We start from the raw sequence: 638 nt of genomic DNA, 5'->3' as shown, positions 1-638 counted from the left end.
TTATCACTGTAGCCGTTGGCTACTATCTAAGATATACATTGAGTTATCGTGATATATCTGAAATATTAAGGGAACGTGGTGTAAACGTTCATCATTCAACGGTCTACCGTTGGGTTCAAGAATATGCCCCAATTTTGTATCAAATTTGGAAGAAAAAGCATAAAAAAGCTTATTACAAATGGCGTATTGATGAGACGTACATCAAAATAAAAGGAAAATGGAGCTATTTATATCGTGCCATTGATGCAGAGGGACATACATTAGATATTTGGTTGCGTAAGCAACGAGATAATCATTCAGCATATGCGTTTATCAAACGTCTCATTAAACAATTTGGTAAACCTCAAAAGGTAATTACAGATCAGGCACCTTCAACGAAGGTAGCAATGGCTAAAGTAATTAAAGCTTTTAAACTTAAACCTGACTGTCATTGTACATCGAAATATCTGAATAACCTCATTGAGCAAGATCACCGTCATATTAAAGTAAGAAAGACAAGGTATCAAAGTATCAATACAGCAAAGAATACTTTAAAAGGTATTGAATGTATTTACGCTCTATATAAAAAGAACCGCAGGTCTCTTCAGATCTACGGATTTTCGCCATGCCACGAAATTAGCATCATGCTAGCAAGTTAA

Annotated in this window: 1 protein-coding gene; it reads left to right on the top strand. The window is 35.0% G+C overall.

The features are described 5' to 3' along the window. Positions 1–2: 2 nt before the first annotated feature. Positions 3–638 (top strand): IS6 family transposase, encoded by a 636-nt coding sequence (locus IDG60_RS19930; RefSeq protein WP_048522621.1) that lies wholly within the window; start codon positions 3–5, stop codon positions 636–638.

It is taken from the genome of Staphylococcus sp. EG-SA-2 (genome assembly GCF_017152085.1).
This window is presented reverse-complemented; position numbering and strand designations above follow the sequence as displayed.